A 16,141-nucleotide genomic window follows, 5' to 3' on the forward strand; every position below is an offset into this window, starting at 1 on the left:
TCAAGGCACTGAGTAGCAAGGATGAGGAAGTTTCGCGTCGCTGGCTGCTCGCCCAAGGATTCCGCACGCAAGGAGAGACTGATGTCGCAGAACGCCAACACCCTGATGCTGTTCTTCAAGGAGCAGGGCCCGCACGAGTTGTGCGTGCTGTCGCTGGTCAACCTGATGCGTGGCGACCAGGAGAAGTCGCTCGTCTATCAGCAGCGCCTGGGCGTCGACCTGTCGGGGATCTGGCAGGACGAGTGGTTCAACCAGCAATTCAGCGCACAGCCCGAGTACATCCGCCTGGATTTCGATACGTCGGTGCGCGCCAACCTGCCGCTGGTACTGCTCGAGAGCCTGTTCGAGCGTGGCCTGCGCGCGGCGGTGATCGAGGTATTCCACGACCAGGTCGGCGAAACCCAGCGCCATCATTTCCTCGACGGCAAGCTGGTCAATCGCTCCGACCTGTACCACCGCGAACCCTTCATCGAGCCCATTGTCGTCGCCCAACTGGACGCGCGTCACGAGGACGGGGAGGAAGACACCAGCGTCTGTGTGACGCGTCCGGTGCCGCTGCGCAAGCTGATCGAAGAGGAGCGCGAGCACGAGGAAAAAGCCAAGGCACTGGTGGAGGGTATCGCCGAGATCGCCAAGGTGGCGCGGCAGACCGGTGTCGGCCCCGGCGGCGTGATCAAGACTGGGCTGGTGCTCTGGCAGATGGCCAAGGGCCTGCTGCATGCGGTGATCTTCACCGTGCTGGCCCTGGTGTTCTTCAAGGGGTTCTGGATGTGGCTGGGCCTGGGTGTGCTGCTCGCCATCGTCCTGCCGCTGCTCTATGGCTGGGTCGAGTACAGCGACCTCAGCGAAAAGCGCGAGGAATCCGAGGCTATCGATGGCGCGGACTGATGCGCCAGCTTCCGGCCTGTCGGTCCGCTACCGCGAAATGCGAAATCCGTCGCAGTCAAAAGCGAAACGCTGTCGCACCCATCTAGGCGCAAAACCTTGCCATGCGTATGCTGGCGCGCGGCGACAGGTAGTGGCTATCTGCCTGCTCGCTGTCGGCAGGGCTTCATGATCGCCTGCCGGATCATGAAGCCGGCAGCATCGCAAGACCGGCAGGGATGGAGCGTGCGGCGCAGCTGGCCGCCCCACGCAAGCTACGGATTGGCGATTTTGGACACGGATGCTTTCTCGCAACTGTTGACGCTCTACATGCGGCGTATCCGCGCCAGTGCCTCGGGCGTGGCGACGGAAATCGGCCTGAGCCGCGAAGCCGTGAACAACTGGCGCAATGGCCTGTCGCTACCCAATCCCAAATCCCGCGACAAGCTCATCGCCTGCGCCCGCTACCTGCGCCTCACCGAGCTGGAAACCAATCGGCTGTTCAGCGCCGCGGGGTTCGAGCAGGAGTTTCCGCTGCAGACCGAAACCGCCGGCAGCGTGCCTTTCGCTCCCTATATCGAGTCGCTGTTCGACCAGTTGCGCAGGCTCACGCCGTATCCCATCGTCCTGCTGCTGTCCCAGGCGCACTGGGGCCAGCCGCCGTTCCGTCAGGAGCTGCTGGGCCGCGCCCGCGCGCTTTACGGCGAGCAGTCGGTGCTGCACATCCAGCCGCCTTACAGTGCCAGCACCGCCAGCGGCGACTATTTTGCCGCTATCGGCCGCCAGTGCGGTTTTGCCGACGTTACCTCGGATTATGAGTTCGAAGCCGCGCTGGAGCGCCGCCTGCTGGCCGGTGAGCGGCTGTTCTGCCTGGTCAGCCGCTTCGAGCAGGGCACCCCGCAGTTGCGCGAGATGCTTGCCGGTATCCTGCGCAGCCTCAGTGAGATGCACAGCGGTCGCCTGCACCTGCTGCTGTGCGGCGGCGAAGGGCTGGCCGACCTGAAGTACCGCAGCGGCGACCTGTCGCTGCTGAACATCGCCCAGGTCAGCCATTGGTCGGAGCTGACCCTCGCCGACCTCGGCCTGCTGGCCCAGCGTCGCTGGCCTGAGCAGCGTTTCGACCAGGCCATGCTGGGTGAGCTGCTGGAAAGCTGCGGCGGCCACCCGGCGCTGGCGGAAGAAGGGCTGGAGTGGCTGGTGCAGCATGACGGCCTCAGCAGCGAATCGCGCCGCGCGCTGCATGAGCTGTTGTCACGCAGCGCACGCCTCTGGCAAGCCTTCCTGCCGCTGGCGGAAACCGACAGTTCACGCGAACGCCTGCGTCAGCGCCTGGAGGCGGCTGACCTGGGGCGCGCCAGCCCGTACCTGGCCGATGGCGAGCTGCGCCGGCTGTTCTGGAACAACCTGATCACCGTGCGTGGCCAGGGCGACTCGGCCAGGCTGGTCTGGCGCTGTGAGGTCATTCGCCAGACTGGTCGGCAGGTGCTGGACGCATGCGTCGAGGCCTGAACCGGCAGCGTGGTGCGCTCAGCTACAAGCGCCTGCTGATGGTTGCGCTGATCACGTTCCTGCTGGGCAGTGCCGTGCTGGTGCCGCGCCTCAATCCGTTCTCCCGCGATGCTGCGCTGGCGGCGGAGGCAACCTACGATCTGTGGTCCGAACTGCTGAACTGGCGCACGGCGCTGCTCAAGGCTCAGTTGAGCGGCGCCGGCTGGCCGGCGGACATCCAGGCACATGCCCCGGTGAACCGCGACCCGCTGCTCAAGGTCGTGTCGCCCCAGCCCTACCGACTGGTCGCAACCGTGGTCGATCGCGCCGAACTGGGCAGCCTCGCCGGGCGGCAGGTGATCATCGACCTGCGGCCGCGCAGCAACGACTGGACCTGCAGCGCCGGCAATCCACCGCTGGACGAGCGATTCCTGCCACCGGGCTGCAGCACCGGCTATCGCGGGGAGCCGGCTGATGATGACAGCCCGTTGGTGACTTCCCTGCGCGCCATCGTGACCGGATGCGCGCTGTTGTTCCTCTGTTTCGGTCTGATGCAGTTGCTCCGCCACCCGTTGCTGGCGCCGATCCAGCTACGTCCTGCACGCCTGCTGAACACGCCCTTGCAGGACCTGCCGCGAGTGGATCGCCTGCTCCGCCTGCTCGGTCGCCGGGAGGCGACCTTGCGCGCCGCCGGAGTCACGCCGACGCGCTGGCAGCAGGCATTGGCCTGCGCCCGTGGCGACGGCTCCGAGCGCATCCGGGCGCTTGCGCTGAGGCTCGGTGCCGCGTGCCAGCCCAGCGGCGGCTGGGTGCTGCCCGGTGTGTTGTGCGAGTGGAAGCTGAATGCGGACGTGCCGATTTCCCTCGATCGCTGCCTGGTCTACCTGCCAGCGCCGGAGCTTGATGCGGAGCAGGTCGTGCAGCACCTGCGGGCCTTGCAGCTGGGGCTGGATGTCATGCTGGTACTGACCACCGATGACCAGGAGGAGCTGCAGGCCTACTGCGGCGAGCACAGCAACCTGTTCGTCGCCATCGGCAGCCGCCAGCAAAGCGAATGGCTGCTCGCTCGCAATGCCGGCGAGGTGCTGCTGCGCCTGCTGGCGGCGCAGTTGCGCCTGACCCGGATATCTCCCTACCAGACACGCGGCGGCGTGGTGCGCGCGGGTTCTTTCTTCGGCCGTGACCAACTGCTCGCGCGGGTGCTCAACCGCGAGCCGGCCAACTACCTGGTGGTCGGTGGTCGGCAACTGGGCAAGAGCAGCCTGTTGAAGGCTGTGCAGCGGCGCCTCGAGGACCACCCGCAGTTGAGCTGTCACTACATCTCGCTGCGCGATCACCGGCTCGCCCCGCGCCTGGCGCTGCAGTTCGGCCTGCCAGCGGAGAGCCCGCTGGAGTCGATCATCCAGCACATCGCTACGCACCAAGCGGGCAAGCGCCTGTTCCTGCTGATCGACGAGGCCGACCTGTTCTTCCGCGACGAAGCCGCCCACGGCTACCCGCAGCTTTCGACCCTGCGCGCGCTGAGCGAGGAGGGCCGGTGCTGGTTCATGCTGGCCGGCTTCTGGGACCTCTATGCCACCGCCGTGCTGGACTACCAGTCGCCGCTGCGCAACTTCGGCGAGGTGCTGACCATCGGCGCGCTGGAGCGCCAGGCCTGCCGCGAACTGGCCAGCGTGCCGCTGGCGCGCCTGCGTCTGGGGTTTGCCAGCGATACCCTGCTGGATGACCTGGTGGATGCCAGCGGGCAGCGCGCCAACCTGGTCGCGATCCTCTGCCAGGAATGCCTGGAGGCCTTGCCCCCTGGCGTGCGGGTGATCGAGCGCCAGCAGCTCAGCGCCGCCCTGGCTTCCCAGGCAGTGCAGGACGCGCTCGCCGGCTGGGGCCGCCTGAGCCAGGACGAAGCGGCCTGCCGCCTGGACCGCATCCTCGTCTATCACACCGCGCAGCACGGCAGCACCAGCCTCGCGGGGCTGATCGGAGTGGTCGGAGCGTCCATCGATGCCGTGGCGCTCAAGGAGTCCCTGGCACGCCTGCAACTGGCTTTCGTCCTCAAGCGCAACGGCGATGGCTACGAGTTTGCCGTGCCGTTGTTCGCCGGCCAGTTCGAGGCGGGCGAGCTGCCCTTGCTGGTGCGCCACGAGCTGGCCGCGCTACGCAACGAGGCGGGCTAGCCGAAAGGCGCGCTGTCGGTAGGCCCATGAGTTGGTAGACTTCCGCTGTTAATGGTCAAGGAACGTCTCCATGCTCCCCCGGATCCTCGTGCTGCTGGCCCTGCTGATGGCCAGCCTGGGCCTGCGTGCCGAATCGATGTCCTATACCCGCGATATTCAGCCGATCTTCACCGAGAAATGCGTGGCCTGCCACGCCTGCTACGACTCGCCGTGCCAGCTCAACCTGACGGCCGCCGAAGGCGCCCAGCGCGGGGCGAACAAGCTGCCGGTGTACGACGGTGCGCGCACGAAGGCGCAGGAGCCGACCCGGTTGTTCCTCGACGCCAACGGCGCGGACGCCTGGCGGCGCAAGGATTTCTGGTCGGTGCTTGACGGCCGTGGCAGCCAGGCGGCGCTGATGGCGCGGATGATCGACCTGGGCCACGAGCACCCGCTGGTGCCCAATGCAAAGATTCCCGACGGACTGGATCTGTCGATCAACCGCACCAACCAGTGCCCGACGCCGCAGAGCATCGATGACTTCGTGGCCAAGAACCCCCGCAGCGGCATGCCGTTCGCCGTCACCGGCCTGACCGACAAGCAGTTGAAGACCATCAGGACCTGGCTGGCCCAGGGCGCTCCAGTGGATGAGAAGGCCTGGCAGCCGGGCAGCGGCGAGGCCTCGCAGATTGCCGACTGGGAAAGCTTCCTCAACCAGCCCGGCGCCCGCCAGAGCCTGGTGTCGCGCTGGATCTACGAGCACCTGTTCCTCGCCCACCTGTACTTCACCGAGCGCGGCGAGCCGGGGCACTTCTTCCAGCTGGTGCGTTCGCGTACGCCCAGCGGCCAGCCCATCGACCCCATCGCCACGCGGCGTCCCAACGACGATCCGGGCAATACCTTCTACTACCGCCTGTGGCCTATCCAGGGCGTGATCGTGCACAAGACGCACATCACCTATCCGCTCAACGAGGCCCGCCTCAAGCGCAACCAGGAGCTGTTCTACGGCACCGCCTGGACTACCGACAAGGTGCCCGGCTACGGCCTGCAGCACCGCGCCAACCCCTTCGTGACCTTCGAGGCGATCCCGGCGCGGGCGCGTTACCAGTTCATGCTGGATAACGCCGAGTACTTTGTCCGTACCTTCATCCGTGGGCCGGTGTGCCGCGGGCAGATCGCCACCGATGTGATCCGCGACAACTTCTGGGCGGTGTTCCAGGACCCGGACCACGACCTCTACGTCACCGATCCGAAATTCCAGCGTCAGGCCTCGCCGCTGCTGGCGCTGCCGGGGCAGATCGACGATGTGGGGGCGATGCTGTCGCAATGGCGTTCCTACCGCGACAAGCGCAATAAATACGAAGAGCTGCGCCAGGACGTCTATGACGAGGCGCCCGCGCCGACCTGGGCGGACATCTGGGCCGGCAACGACAACGCCGTGCTGAGCATCTTCCGCCAGTACGACAGCGCGTCGGTGCGCAAGGGCCTGATCGGCGGCGTGCCGCAGACTATCTGGTGGATGGACTACCCGCTGCTGGAGCGCACCTACTACGGGCTGGTGGTGAACTTCGACGTGTTCGGCAACGTTGCCCACCAGGCGCAGACGCGGCTGTACTTTGACCTGATCCGCAACGGCGCCGAGCAGAACTTCCTGCGCCTGATGCCCGTCGGTGCGCGCAAGAAGCTGCTCGACGACTGGTACCAGAGCAGCGGCAAGCTGAAGATGTGGGCCGACTACTACAACTCCGACAGCGACGCGCCGACCGGCCTGTTCCTGCCGGAGAAGGGCGCCAAGCTGGCCTTCGCCAAACAGTTGCTCAAGCACTACGTGGCGCTCAATGCGCGGCCCGACCCGATCAACCTGTGCGAAAACGGCGCCTGCTACCGCAACACCGTGGCCGCGCCGCTGCAGGACGCCGAGCAGGCCTTCAGCCGCCTGGTCAGCCGCCCGGCCGCCGGCCTGCCGGTGATCGACCAGTTCCCCGAGGCGACCATGCTGCGGGTGGAACTGCCGGACGGCCAGCGCGAGATCTACACCGTGCTGCGCAACCGCGCGCACAGCAACGTCGCCTTCATGACGGGCGAGTCGCTGCGCTACCAGCCGGGCCTGGATACCCTGACCATCTACCCAGGCGTGCTGTCGAGCTATCCGAACTTCATGTTCAACCTGAAGGCCGGAGAGGTGGGCGATTTCGTCAGGGCGCTGGAACAGGTGAAGAGCGCGCTGGACTTCGAGAAGGTCGCCGACCGCTGGGGAGTGCGTCGCAGCAACCCGCAGTTCTGGTTCTACTTCCACGACCTGGATGCCTACCTGCGCGAAACCGAGCCGGTGGAGGCGGGCGTGCTGGACATGAATCGCTACGAGAACCTGTAAACCAGGTCGCGGACCGGGCCTGAACCTGTAGGAGCGAGCAAGCTCGCTCCTACAGGAAAGTGCTTAGCCTACCTGCGAATTATTCCTACTAAATCAGTAGGGCTTTATCCGATCCCCCCGTTTGGCGTAAACTGGCGCCACGTTTGCGAGGAGTTGCCATGAGCGCTATCACCATTACCGAAGCCGCACAGGATTACCTGGCCGAGCTGCTGTCCAAGCAGGACACCCCCGGCATCGGCATTCGCATCTTCATCACCCAGCCGGGCACCCAGTATGCCGAGACCTGTATCGCCTACTGCAAGCCGGGCGAGCAGAAGCCGGAAGATACCCCGGTCGGCCTGAAGGCCTTCACCGCCTACATCGACGCCATCAGCGAGCCGTTCCTGGACGATGCCGTGGTCGATTACGCCACCGACCGCATGGGCGGCCAGCTGACCATCAAGGCGCCCAACGCCAAGGTACCGATGGTCAACGAGGACAGCCCGCTCACCGAGCGCATCAACTACTACCTGCAGACCGAGATCAACCCCGGCCTGGCCAGCCATGGCGGCCAGGTGAGCCTGGTGGACGTGGTCGAGGACAACATCGCCGTGCTGCGTTTCGGCGGTGGTTGCCAGGGCTGCGGCGCGGTCGAGATGACGCTGAAGGATGGCGTCGAGAAGACCCTGATCGAACGCATCCCGGAGCTGAAGGGCGTGCGTGACGTCACCGACCACAGCAACCGCGAGAACGCCTACTACTGAAGGCAGGCGATCGAGCAGCGAAAAGGCGACCTCCGGGTCGCCTTTTTCGTTTGGAGCCGGGCCCGGGCCTGCTCGGAAACGTAGGGCGAATAACGCCTCAGGCGTTATCCGCCATTGCGGCGGATAACCCGTTCCGGGTTATGCGCCCTACGCAGTGGTGCTCCTTGCAGGAGCGAGCTTGCTCGCGAACCGCGCAGGCAGCCAAACCCTCAGGCCTGCGCCATTTCCCGCCGCCCCGCCCAGAGCACCACCAGCGCCACCAGCAACACCGGCCACACCAGCAGATTGACCGCGCTCCAGCCGACGCTGCTGATCAGCGCGCCGGAGCTGAACGACATCAACGCCGCCAGGCTGCCATTACCCAGTTCCATCAGGCCCTGCGCGTGCCCGCGCTCCTGCGGTGAATGACCCAGGGCGAGCAGTGTGGTACCGGCCACCAGCATCAGGTTCCAGCCCATGCCCAACAGCAGCGAGCTGACCAGGAACTGCGCGACGCTCTGCCCACTCAACGCCACCGCCGCGCTTACCGCCAGCAATGCCATGCCGATCCAGGCCACGCGGCGGCCGCCGAGGCGGTCCACCAGCGGGCCGGCGACGAAGGCGGGGAGGAACATGCCCAGCACGTGCCACTGGATCACGCTCACCGAGCGCTCCAGCGGCAGCCCGCAGAAGCTCATGGCCAGTGGCGTGGCGTTCATGATCAGGATCATCAGCCCGTGGCCGGCGGCGGTGCAGGCCATGGCCGCGCGGACCGGCGGACGGGACAGCAGCTCGCGCATCACCTTCCAGCCGCCGCTGGATGGCGCGGGCGCTGCGCCTTCCGGCAGGCGGCTGAGCACTGCGATGGCAACCAGTGCCAGCGCGGCAATCGCCAGGTAGGAGCCGACGAAGGGCGCAGGCAGGGCGCTGCGCGACCACAGTGCCAGGCTCGGCGCGAGCACTGCCGCCAGTACACCGCCGCCGATCACGTAGGCGGTGGCGCGGCCCTTGTGCGCCTCATCCACCGCTTCCAGCGCGGCGAAGCGGTAGTACATCGCTGACGCCTGGTAGGCGCCGATGGGCAGGGCACCGAGGCAGAACAGCAGGAAATCCGCCAGCCACACGCCCAGCGCACAGAGCAGGCCACCCAATACCCCGCAGGCGGCGCCGATCAGCAAGCCGCGTCGCCGTCCATGGCGTTGCATGAACAGCGACAAGGGTTGCACCGCCAGCAGGTTGCCCAGCACCAGGACTGCCAGCGGCAGCGTCGCCAGGCCGTTGATCGGCGTGAGCTGCGCGCCGACCAGCGAAGTGAGGGTGATGCCGATCAGCGAGCAGGACCAGTACAGCGCCTGGCTGCTGAACAGCAGGCGGATCGCCGGAGTGCGCAGCAGCATGCTCCGCCCTCAGCCCTGGCAGCCCGCAGGCTTGAGTACGCGCTGGGTCGAGGCCGGGTTGGCCGCCAGCTTCTCCAGCGGCCGGCGCGGGCGCGGCAGCAGTTCGCCGCCGCAGTTCGGGCACTGCCCGTGCAGCACCTGCTCGGCGCAGTCGGTGCAGAAGGTGCATTCGAAGCTGCAGATGCGTGCGTCGGCGCTGTCGCCGGGGAGGTCGCGGTCGCAGCATTCGCAGCCGGGGCGGAGTTCGAGCATGGCAAAGTCCTTTGCTGTGGATTGAAGTCAGTGCAACTGGCCGAAGCGCTCGGCGTACTCCTGCGGGCTGATCGCCAGGTGCTTGTGGAAGGTACGGCGCAGGTTCTCCGGGTGGCCGAAGCCGCACAGCCGCGACACCGTACTGATCGACGCCTGGGCGTCCTGCAGCAGCGCGCGGGCAGCCTCCAGGCGTACCCGTTCGACGTAGCGGCCGGGGCCCATGCCCAGTTCGTTGATGAACACTCGCGAGAGCGTGCGCGGGCTCATGCAGGCCTGCCCGGCCAGGGCTTCCAGCGACAGGTCGCTGCCCAGGTTGGCCGGGATCCATTCCAGCAGCGCGGCCAGGCGCGGCGTGCGGCTGGGTTCCGGAGTCAGCCAGTGGCTGAACTGCGCCTGGCCGCCGGGGCGCTTGAGGAACATCACCAGGCGCCGCGCCACCGCCAGGGCCAGTGCGCGACCGAGGTCGGCCTCCACCAGCGCCAGGGCAAGGTCGATACCGGCGGTGACGCCTGCGGAAGTGAACACGTGGTCGTCGCCATCGCGGCGTTGCGGATCGTAGGTGTGCAGGCGGTCACCCTGGACCAGGACTTCCGGGAAACCGGCGCACAGTTCATCGACATCCGCCCAGTGCGTGGTGGCCGGGCGGCCATTCAGCACCCCGGCGGCGGCGAGGATCAGCGCCCCGGAACACACCGAGCCGAGCCGACGCACCTGGGGTTCCGCAGCCGCCAGCCAGTGCAGCAGGTCGGTGTTTTCGCATTGCCTGGGGACGCCCAGCCCACCGGGCACCAGCAGCGTATCCAGGCTGGCGGGATCGACTTCACGCCAGGCCTGGTCGGCGCAGATCCGTATGCCGGCGGAGGTCGCTACAGGCCCGGGCTGTTCACCCAGCACCAGCAGTTCGTAGACCGGCGCCAGGCCCTGGCGCTGGCGTTCGACGTTGGCGGAAGCGAACACCTGCAGTGGCCCGGTGATGTCCAGGCTCATGACGTCGGGATAGAGCAGGCAGGCGATGCGGCGCGGCGAATCCATGGCGGGCCTCGTTCATTGGATGCCACGAGTGTGGCGATGACCGATGCTGGCGGCAACGTCAGTCAGCCCACGAATCTTGCCAAACTCTCGACCCGTACCCGGCGAGCGGCGCAAGCGCGATCAGTGACTGCGGCATGAGGGCGCCCAGGCCGGGCCGCGTCATGGCGCCGAAGCGGCGCCTGCGAGCTCACACGGGCGTGCGGTTGCGCTGAGCGGGTAGAGCGAGGCCGTAGCCTGCCGGGCAAACACCCGGAGCCGCTGGGCGGCCCCAGGAAGGATCGGCCTCGGCACCGGAGATGCTTTTCAGACCTTCAGCACCCCGCGAAACCCGCGTGCGGCGTAATACGATTGCACGCCATTGTGGTAGGTGAAGACCCGCTCGTAGCGGCGGTCGCCGAACAGCGCGCCGTCCAGCTTGCGCATGGAGCCGGGCGTGCGCAGCCAACTTGAAGTCTTCTGGTCGAAGCTGCCCAGCTCCTGCAATTGGCGGTACTGCGCCTCGTCGAGCAGCTCGATGCCGATCTGCGCGGCCAGCTCGGTGGCGCAGCCGACGGGCTTGTCCTTCTTGCGCGCATCCAGTGCTTCGCGGTCGTAGCAGAGGCTGCGGCGGCCGGCGGGGGTCTCAGCGGAGCAATCGAAGAACAGCAGGGCGCCGCTGGCGCTTTCGCGACCGACCACGTCGGGCTCGCCGCCGGTTTCCTCCATCTGCTGCAGCGCCTTGAGCTTGGCCGGGGCAGCTTCCAGGCGCGCCTCAACGTCCGCCCAGGCGATGCCCTGGTGGCGTTCCGGATGCTGCTCGAAACGGGCCTGTAGTGTCGCCAGCAGGGCGTCGCGTTGCTTCGCATTCATCTTGCTTACTCTCGGCAGGGGGTGAAGGTCAGAGAGTAAAGCAGGATTTGCGCAGCCTGCGGTTCAGCCGGCGTCGGCCCAGCGCTCGCGCACGACGAGGATATCGGGCAGGCAGCCGAGGAACAGCTCCACCAACTGCGGATCGAATTGGCCGCCTTTCTCCCGGCGCAGCAGTTCCAGCGCTTCCTCGATGCTCCAGGCCGGCTTGTACGGGCGCACGCTGGTCAGCGCATCGAACACGTCGGCGATGGCAACGATGCGGCCTTCCAGCGGGATTTCCTCACCGCGCAGGGCATTGGGGTAGCCGGTGCCATCCCAGCGTTCGTGGTGGGTGAGGGCGATGCTGCGGGCCAGGGTGAGCAGGCTGGAGTCGTGTTCGCCGATGATCCGCGCGCCGATCTCCGGGTGCTGGCGCATCACCGCCCATTCCTGCTCGTCGAGGCGGCCGGGTTTCTGCAGGATGGCATCGGGAATGCCGATCTTGCCCACGTCATGCATGGGGGCGGCGTTGAGCAGGTCGTCGGCGGCTTTCTCCGAGTAGCCGGCGGCGCGCGCCAGGATATGCGCGTAGTGGCTCATGCGAATGACGTGCAGGCCGGTCTCGTTGTCCTTGTACTCCGAGGCCTTGCCCAGGCGCTGGACGATCTGCAGGCGCGTCTCGCGCAACTCTTCCACCCGTACCAGCGACAGATGGGTGCGCACACGGGCCTTGACGATGGGCGGGCTGACCGGCTTGGTGATGTAGTCCACGGCGCCGACCTCGAAGCCCCGCGCCTCGTCGGGCACATCGGCCAGCGCGGTGACGAAGATCACCGGAATGGCGCAGGTGGCCTGCTCGGCCTTGAGTCGCTGGCAGACTTCGAAGCCGGTCATGCCGGGCATCATCACATCCAGCAGGACCAGCTCCGGACGTTCGCGGTTGGCCAGTTCCAGCGCCTTCTCGCCGTCCTTGGCGAACAGCAGGCGGTAGTCGTCCTGCAGGATGTGGCGCAGCACCTGGAGGTTGGTGGCTTCGTCGTCCACCAGCAGCAGGCAGGGCCGATGATCTTGGGCGGTCAGGGTCATGCTTGCTCCAGGCGGGCGTCGAGAGTCCGGACCCATTCCAGGGCCTGGTCGAAGTCGAAGTCGTCGATGGCATAGCGCAGGGCTTCGAAGGCCTCGCGGTGTTCGCCCTGGGCGGTACCCAGGCGCAGGCGCTCCAGCGCCTGGTCGTCGAGGCCACCACGGGAGAGCGCCAGTTGCAGGGCCTGCAATGCCGCGCGCAGGTCCTGCGAGGCGGCTTCGCCCACGGCCGAACCGACCGCTTCGGCGACGGCTTCCGGCACCACTGGCACCGATTCGCGGACCGTGGCGAACTCGGCGCGGACCCGCTGCAGCGTGGAGACCAGTTGTTCGGCCGGGCCATGCTCGGCGGCGCCCTCCAGCGCACCGATGGCGCCGGCCAGGCGCGGCAGGGCGAGGTTGGCGGCGGCGCCGCGCAAGCGGTGGGCGAGGGCGCTGATGCTGGCGCGATCGCCTTGGTTCACCGCGCTTTCCAGGGTGGCCAGACTGCTTTCCTGCTCGTCGAGGAAGCGTACGATGGCCCGCGCCATGGGCAGCGGGCCGCCCCAGAGATGTGCGCCGGCGGCCCAGTCCAGGGTCGCCAGCGGCGCTGGCTCGGCGGTTGGCGTGCGGCGCACGCTGGGCGCGGCGCCCAGCAACCGGGCGATTTCGTCGAGCAGGCCGGCAAGCTCGAGCGGCTTGCTGGCGAAACCGTTCATGCCGGCGTCCAGGGCGTTCTGCCGGTCGCGGTCGAGCACGCTGGCGGTGAGGGCGATGATCGGCACGGCCTGCACGCCGCGCTGCTGCTCGCTGGTACGGATGCGCCGGGTAGCTTCCAGGCCGTCCATGCCGGGCATCTGCACGTCCATCAGGACCAGGTCGAAGTCCTGCTCGCTGTAGGCGTCAACGGCGGCCTGGCCGTCGCCAACGCTGTGCGGATGGTGGCCCAGGCGGCGCAGGTTCAACTCCAGCAGCTCGACGTTCTGCGGTACGTCGTCGGCTATCAGGATGCGCAGTGGTGGCAGGCTCGGCGCGTGGCTGCGGGTTATCGGCTGCACGCTGCGGCCGGCCGGCAATGGCAGGTCGACGGTGAACACGCTGCCGCGGCCGACCTGGCTTTCCACGGTGATGCGGCCGCCCATCAGCTCCACCAGCTGGCGCGAGATGGTAGTGCCCAGCCCGGTGCCGCCGAAGCGCCGGCTCATGGAGGCGTCGGCCTGGGCGAAGGGGTCGAAGATGCGCTCCAGACGGTCGGCGGCGATGCCGATACCGGTATCGCGGATGGCCAGGCGCAGGGCACCCGGTTCGCCGCTGATGACCAGCCGCACTTCGCCGCGCTCGGTGAACTTCACCGCGTTGCCCAGCAGGTTGGTCAACACCTGCTGCAGGCGCAGCGGGTCGCCCTGGAAGTACTCGCCGGCGCGCTGGCCGTAGTCGATCTGCAGGCTCAGGCCCTTGCGCTCGGCGGACAGCCGCAGCGCCGCGCAGACCTGCTCGCACAGCTCCGGCAGGGAGAAGTCGAGGGCCTCCAGTTCGATGGCGCCGCGGTCCAGCTTGGCGGTGTCGAGGATGTCGTTGAGCAGGCCCAGCAGCGAGCGCGAGGCGTTCTGCACGGTGTTCAGGTAGCGCCGCTGGTTCTCTTCCAGCGGCGAATCCAGCAGCAGTTCGGTGAAGCCCATGATGGCGTTCATCGGCGTGCGGATTTCGTGGCTCATGTTCGCCAGGAAGCTGCTGCGTGCAGCGGCGGCCTGCTCGGCGCGGTCGCGAGCGCTGCGCAGTTCCTGTTCCATGACCCGGCGCGGGGTGAGGTCGGTGGCAAGCTTCACCACCTTCACCGGCTTGCCGTCGAAATCGAGGATCGGGTTGTAGGTGGCGTGGATCCACACTTCGCGACCGTCCTTGGCCAGGCGGCGGTACTCGCCGGCGCTGTACTCGCCCTCGCGCAGCCCTTGCCAGAACGCCTGGTAGCGGGCGCTGGCGGCGATGTCCGGCGGGCAGAACAGGCTGTGGTGCTGGCCCAGCACCTCGGCCTCGGTATAGCCGAACAGCTCGAGGATGTTCTCGTTGGCGGCCAGCACACGTCCATCGAGGTCGAACTCGATCAGCGCCATGGCACGGCCGATGGCGGTGACCTTGCCTTCGTACTCGTTGCTCAGCAGCTTGGTTTCGGTCTGGTCGAGCAGCACGCCGTCGATCCACTGGGGATTGCCGGCGTCGTCGTAGCAGGCGCTGCCGCCTTCCCAGATCCAGCGTTCGGTGCCGCTGCGGTCGAACAGCCGGTATTCGACGACGTAGCTGCGGCGCTCGGCGATGGCGCGGCGGACTTCCTCGTTCACCGCTTGCTGGTCGTCGGGGTGGTAGAGCTGGCCGAAGGCGATGCGCCGGGCGCTGAAGTCCTGCGCCGACCAGCCGGTCACGGCCTCCACCGCATCGCTGACGAACAGGGTGCTCCAGGCCTCGTCCGGGAGGACGCGGAAGGCGATGCCGGGCATGTTGCGGATCAGCGAGCGGTACTGCTCCTCGCTGCTGCGCAGGGCCTGCTCCATCACCCGGCGTTCGCTGATATCGGCGACGAACACGACGAACCAGGGCTTGCCGTTGTGATCGGTGACGCCGAGGCTGACGCGCACCGGGATTTCCCGGCCGTCGCGGGTCAGGCCTTCCAGTTCCAGTTCGGAGTTGCTGAACTGGCGCTTGCCGCTGCTCTTGTAGTTCTCCAACGCCATGCGGAACTGATGGCCGTAAGCCTCGTTCAGTAGCACCTGCATGGGCTGGCCGACCAACTCGTGCGGGTGCCAGCCGAACAGGCGCAGCACGGCGTGGTTGACCGAGCGGATCACGCCGCTGTGGTCGATGGTGAGGATGGCCTCGACGGCGGCGTCGAGCAGCGAATCCAGGTGCTTGCGCCGGCGCTGCAGTTCCTGGAACAGCTGGCGGTAGCGCAGCAGGCCGTTCACCGCGGCGACGCAGATGCTCAAACTGATGGTGGCCATGGAGATCGCCATGGCGAGGTAGAAGCTGCCTTGCACGCCTTGCGGCACGCCGAACTCCTCCCGCCCGACGAAGCGCGCCGCGGCCATGCCGGTGTAGTGCATGCCGGCGATCGCCAGCCCCATGACCACGCCGCTGGCCAGGATTGCCAGGTTCGGCCGCATCCGCCCGCGCAGGCCGAAACGCACCCACAGGGCGATCACCGCCAGCACCACGGCGACCAGGATCGATAGCGCGAACATCCAGGGGTTGTAGCGCAGCAGCGGGGCCATCTGCATGGCTGCCATGCCGCTGTAGTGCATGGCGCCGATACCGGCGCCGACCAGCACGCCGCCGCCGATGAATTGCAGTTTGCTGACGTTGCGCTGGGCCAGCAGGTTGAGCGCGATCCATGAGGCGAACAGGCTCGGCAGGCCGGAAAGCAAAGTGATCAGCGGGTCATAGCGCACTGCCGCGCAAAGCTGGAAGGACAGCATGCCGATGAAGTGCATCGCCCACACGCCGCCGCCCAGCGCCACCGCGCCGGTACCGAGGGCGAGTTGCCGGTAGAACGGGCTGCGAGCCAGCCGCGCAACGCCCGACAACTGCAGGGCCATGGCCGAGGTGAAGATCGCAATGAGGATGGAGAGCAGCACCAGCGCCGTGTTGTGCTCGCCGAAAACCAGCAGCGAAGGGGTATCGCCGCTGTAGAAATATCGCTGCAGATCGAGCATTGAACGAAGACCGTACTGCGTGCCGAAGGCCCGGTGGAAGACGAGACTGAAGTGAGCAGAACACAGGATGGATGCAAATTGCCATCATTGTCGGTCGCTGTACCCGCGAAAACCGTGCCATGGCGGCGGAATCGGACGAGCGGGAGGCCAAGGTTCGGAATCGAAGCTGAAACGATGCAGCAGGAGCGGCGACCGATAACGCGCTATCGGCGGGTGAAGCGGGAAGTTGAGCGTTTGCCGACGGCTGGCAGCGCAAACGCAGAAGCCC

At 67.2% G+C, this 16,141-nt stretch carries 11 protein-coding genes; 5 read left to right on the forward strand and 6 right to left on the reverse strand.

Features of this window, described 5'->3' with window-relative positions:
• The first annotated feature begins 81 nt into the window (after positions 1-81).
• The 5 genes from L6D89_RS11610 to nfuA all read left to right on the forward strand — a co-directional run bounded on the left by L6D89_RS11610 (position 82) and on the right by nfuA (position 7,619).
• On the forward strand, positions 82-888 hold the full coding sequence (locus tag L6D89_RS11610; protein ID WP_236199771.1) for a hypothetical protein: 807 nt from the start codon (positions 82-84) through the stop codon (positions 886-888).
• A gap of 267 nt (positions 889-1,155) precedes the next feature.
• Positions 1,156-2,373, forward strand: a complete 1,218-nt coding sequence (locus tag L6D89_RS11615) for a hypothetical protein (protein WP_236175500.1) — start codon at positions 1,156-1,158, stop codon at positions 2,371-2,373.
• On the forward strand, positions 2,358-4,523 hold the full coding sequence (locus L6D89_RS11620; protein ID WP_236199772.1) for an AAA family ATPase: 2,166 nt from the start codon (positions 2,358-2,360) through the stop codon (positions 4,521-4,523). The genes L6D89_RS11615 and L6D89_RS11620 overlap by 16 nt, the downstream gene beginning before the upstream one ends.
• A gap of 70 nt (positions 4,524-4,593) precedes the next feature.
• Positions 4,594-6,876, forward strand: coding sequence for a fatty acid cis/trans isomerase (locus L6D89_RS11625; protein ID WP_236199773.1), 2,283 nt, complete (start codon positions 4,594-4,596; stop codon positions 6,874-6,876).
• A gap of 158 nt (positions 6,877-7,034) precedes the next feature.
• Positions 7,035-7,619 (forward strand): Fe-S biogenesis protein NfuA, encoded by a 585-nt coding sequence (nfuA, locus tag L6D89_RS11630; RefSeq protein ID WP_184597512.1) that lies wholly within the window; start codon positions 7,035-7,037, stop codon positions 7,617-7,619.
• A gap of 209 nt (positions 7,620-7,828) precedes the next feature.
• On the opposite strand, the gene L6D89_RS11635 is transcribed toward nfuA, so the two are convergent.
• The 6 genes from L6D89_RS11635 to L6D89_RS11660 form a co-directional block, all read right to left on the reverse strand.
• Positions 7,829-8,995, reverse strand: coding sequence for an MFS transporter (locus L6D89_RS11635; RefSeq protein WP_236199774.1), 1,167 nt, complete (start codon positions 8,993-8,995; stop codon positions 7,829-7,831).
• Between the two features lie 9 nt (positions 8,996-9,004).
• Entirely contained in the window at positions 9,005-9,247 is a 243-nt protein-coding gene (locus tag L6D89_RS11640; RefSeq protein WP_236199775.1) for a DUF1272 domain-containing protein, read from the reverse strand.
• Between the two features lie 27 nt (positions 9,248-9,274).
• Positions 9,275-10,279 carry a GlxA family transcriptional regulator gene (locus L6D89_RS11645; protein ID WP_236199776.1) on the reverse strand — a complete coding sequence of 335 codons (1,005 nt, stop codon included), beginning with the start codon at positions 10,277-10,279 and terminating at the stop codon, positions 9,275-9,277.
• A 303-nt stretch (positions 10,280-10,582) separates the two neighbouring features.
• Complete coding sequence (locus L6D89_RS11650) at positions 10,583-11,128, reverse strand: DUF4256 domain-containing protein (RefSeq protein WP_236199777.1); 546 nt, start codon at positions 11,126-11,128, stop codon at positions 10,583-10,585.
• Between the two features lie 63 nt (positions 11,129-11,191).
• Complete coding sequence (locus L6D89_RS11655; RefSeq protein WP_236199778.1) at positions 11,192-12,193, reverse strand: HD domain-containing phosphohydrolase; 1,002 nt, start codon at positions 12,191-12,193, stop codon at positions 11,192-11,194.
• Entirely contained in the window at positions 12,190-15,873 is a 3,684-nt protein-coding gene (locus tag L6D89_RS11660) for a PAS domain S-box protein (RefSeq protein WP_236199779.1), read from the reverse strand. The genes L6D89_RS11655 and L6D89_RS11660 overlap by 4 nt, the downstream gene beginning before the upstream one ends.
• Positions 15,874-16,141: the final 268 nt, after the last annotated feature.

The sequence above is a fragment of the Pseudomonas pseudonitroreducens genome, assembly GCF_021603645.1.
GTDB lineage: Bacteria > Pseudomonadota > Gammaproteobacteria > Pseudomonadales > Pseudomonadaceae > Pseudomonas > Pseudomonas pseudonitroreducens.